This is a genomic window from Rhizorhabdus sp. (genome assembly GCF_018006725.1).
GTDB lineage: Bacteria > Pseudomonadota > Alphaproteobacteria > Sphingomonadales > Sphingomonadaceae > Rhizorhabdus.
In genome coordinates this window covers 1-3,125 of the sequence record NZ_JAGMXV010000412.1, presented here as the reverse complement: position 1 = coordinate 3,125, position 3,125 = coordinate 1, and the positions used below count along the sequence as shown (strand labels likewise).

The window sequence follows — 3,125 nt, the reverse complement described above, 5'->3', positions numbered from 1 at the left end:
GGCTGTAGAAGATCTCGCCGTTCAGCAATTCGTCGCGCAGCCGAGCATTGAAGCTTTCAATGAAGCCATTTTCCCATGGGCTCCCTGGCTCGATGTATGCGGTTCTGGCCCCGACAGCAGCGATCCAGTCCCGAACAGCCTTGGCCGCGAACTCGGGACCGTTGTCGGACCGGATGTAACTTGGCACACCCCGCAGGATGAACAGGTCGGAGAGCAGATCGATTACGTCCGGGGCTTTGAGCCTCCGGGCAATCCGGATGCCCAGGCATTCCCGGCTATACTCGTCAATGATGTTCAGCATGCGGTAAGGCCTTCCATCATGGGTGCGGTCAGCGACAAAGTCATAGGACCAGACATGGTTGGGCCGATCGGCTCGTAGACGGATGCAGGACCCGTCATTGAGCCAGATCCGCTTCCGTTTCGGCTGTTTGCTGGGCACTTTAAGCCCTTCCCGGCGCCAGATCCGCTCGACCCGCTTGTGGTTCACCAGCCAGCCTGACTGCCGCAGCAGGGCCGTGATCCGGCGGTAGCCATAACGGCCATACTGGCGGGCAAGCTCGATGATGTCGGCGGTTAGCCGCTGCTCATCGTCACGGCCCCGCGGGACCTTGCGCTGGGTCGAGCGGTGCTGTCCGAGCGCCCGGCAAGCCCGGCGCTCGGACACCCCCAGAGCAGACTGCACATGGTCGATGCAGGCCCGGCGGCGGGAAGGGCTTAGTAGTTTCCCTTTGCCGCCTCTGCCAGGATCAGCTTATCCAGGGTCAGGTCGGAGACCGCCCGGCGCAGCCTGGCATTCTCCTGTTCCAGCTCCTTGAGGCGCCGGACCTGGTCTCCCTTCAGGCCACCATACTCTTGCCGCCAACGATAAAAGGTCGCTTCCGTAACCCCGATCTGGCGGATCGCGTCGCTTGCGCTTTGGCCCTGCGAGGTCAGAACCTCCACCTGCCTCAGCTTCGCAACTATCTCTTCCGGCTTGTAGATTTTACGCGGCATGCGGTCCTCCTTGATGCCAAAAACAATACATCAACTCGGACCACTTCAATGGGGGGAGATCACGGACGCTTGGCCCCTTGTGGCTCGACAGGTTGTCCATGACGACCACGTCGCCTGCGCTCAGCTCCGGCACGAGCACCTTCTCGACGTAGATCTCGAATGCCTCGCGGTTGATCGGGCCGTCGAGCACGAAGGGCGCGACGAGGCCGGTGAGCCGCAGCCCGGCGACGAAGGTCGTCGTTTTCCAGTGGCCGTGAGGCACGCTGGCGCGGAGGCGCTGGCCACGAGGCGCTCGTCCATAACGCCGAGCCATGTTGGTCGAGGCCCAGGTCTCATCGATGAAGACGAGCCGTGCGGGGTCGAGGTCGAGCTGCTCGTCGAACCACTCCTGCCGTCGTCTCAGGATATCGGGCCTGTCCTGTTCGGCGGCGTGGGCCGTCTTTTTTTGCGCGTGATCCGCCGCCGGGCAAAGAAGCGCCACACCGTGCCGTACCCGACCGCCACGCCACGAGCCGCGAGCGCAGTGCGCAACTCCTCGAGGGTGATGTCTGGCGTCTCCTCGACAAGGGAAAGGATCAAGCCCGCGCGCGCCTCGATGCGGCCTGAGCGCCGGTCGCCGCCGAGAGCCTTCGGCCGCGCGTCGCCTTGCCGGCGCTCCAAAGCGCGCCAGCGGATCGCGCTGGAGGCGCTCACGCCGAACCGCTGCGCGGCCTCGCGGCATGAAAGCCCGCCGCCAATGGCGGCGAGCACACGGGTCCTGAGATCGAGCGAGAGTGCCTTCGACATGTCTGCCGGCCTCCGCCCGGCAGACAGTGTGAATCATCGATCTGCTGATTTGGGAATCGCCCCCGAGTCACTCAGCTCGGATCACGCTCTAGCGCCAATTGTCCAGTTCATCGTCATTTGAATATTCGACGAATGACCTCATCAGCGTTCTCATCGAAGCAGCGCCCATGGCTGAGCACAATACGCTCTGGACGCCACGCCTGGATCTTTTTGATCGCCGTCTCCGCTTTCTTCTTCTGGAGTTGGAGCGGCAAACGCATGCCGAAAAAAATCTGGCCGTGCGGATAGTACATGCCGCTGAGCTTCGTGAAGGCTCGCCATGGCTGGGTGATCTTGTCGAGTTCGAGATTGATGATTGTGTCGGTGAGGACGAGCGTTCTGGATGGTTCGTGAAAGAAAGCGAACTCCTTAAAGATACCTCCGGGAATAAGGGTTTGATCGATATCTCGACACCATTCTTCAGGTGGGTGCGAGTCGAGGTCTTTTGTGAAGTTGACGTCCACATGCCGCGCACGAGCTCTCTGACGCGCGCCGGGTGATGCCCAAGCGATCGCATCCGGAAAGGCCTTCGCCCATTCCCCAATATGGGCGTAGTGGAATTGATTAGGCGAGACGAGGTGGCGAACTGTCCCGAGCGCGCGTAGCTCCGCTGCTAGCTTTTCATTGAACGCAATCGGCGAGTGAAGAAAGAGGTCGCCGTTCGCAAGACAGATCACAGTCATCCGGGTCGTAAACGGCAGCGGCAGCCTTATACCGGCGACTGTCAGATACTCGAATGGACCGTCCACAATGCCGATATTCAGCGCCAGCGGCTTATAGACGTTAATGGGTTCGTAAAGAGTGGCACCCACCGTTACATCCGCCGGTTTGGCTGTCGAGCGATACTCCCACGGAAGAGTGACTCAAGCAGAGCGCATTCCGGCCGCGTGCCGTCGGCGCATTGCGCGACCACGTCCCTCAGCACCCGCTCCATGCGTTTGAGGTCGGTGATCTTCGCCCGCACGTCGTTGAGGTGGGCTGCGGCGACGGCGCTTGCCTCGGCGCAGGGCTGTTCGCGCTCATCGACGAGGCGCAACAGTTCGCGAATCTCGTCGAGCGAGAAACCGAGCTCGCGCGCCCGTAGCACGAAGCGAAGCCGCCGCTCGTGCGTCGTGTCGTAGCTGCGGTAGCCAGCCGTTGTGCGCGGCGGCTCGGGCAGAAGGCCGACCTTCTCGTAGTAGCGCACCGTTTCCAGATTGCTGCCCGTCCGCCGGGCGAGCTCAGCCCGGTGCAGGCCTTTAACGCCTGCGTGATCGCGCATCGCAAAAAACCCCTTGACCCTGTAGTTGCTACAGACCGCATGATAC

Annotated in this window: 2 protein-coding genes and 2 pseudogenes; all 4 read right to left on the bottom strand. The window is 62.0% G+C overall.

Annotated elements, in window-relative coordinates; genetic code table 11:
- A pseudogene (locus KAY22_RS27035) lies at positions 1-993 on the bottom strand (IS3 family transposase); the annotation flags it as partial.
- 55 nt (positions 994-1,048) lie between these two features.
- Positions 1,049-1,779: pseudogene (locus tag KAY22_RS27030) on the bottom strand (IS630 family transposase); the annotation flags it as partial.
- A gap of 113 nt (positions 1,780-1,892) precedes the next feature.
- The gene (locus KAY22_RS27025) at positions 1,893-2,630 is read right to left on the bottom strand and encodes a DUF4336 domain-containing protein (RefSeq protein ID WP_019197561.1); all 738 of its coding nucleotides are present in this window, start codon (positions 2,628-2,630) and stop codon (positions 1,893-1,895) included.
- Between the two features lie 2 nt (positions 2,631-2,632).
- Positions 2,633-3,079, bottom strand: coding sequence for a helix-turn-helix domain-containing protein (locus tag KAY22_RS27020; RefSeq protein WP_040426118.1), 447 nt, complete (start codon positions 3,077-3,079; stop codon positions 2,633-2,635).
- Positions 3,080-3,125: the final 46 nt, after the last annotated feature.

Coding starts and splice junctions, on each gene's coding strand:
- KAY22_RS27020 (WP_040426118.1), bottom strand. CDS start 3,079: ATGCGCGATCACGCAGGCGTTAAAGGCCTGCACCGGGCTGAGCTCGCC.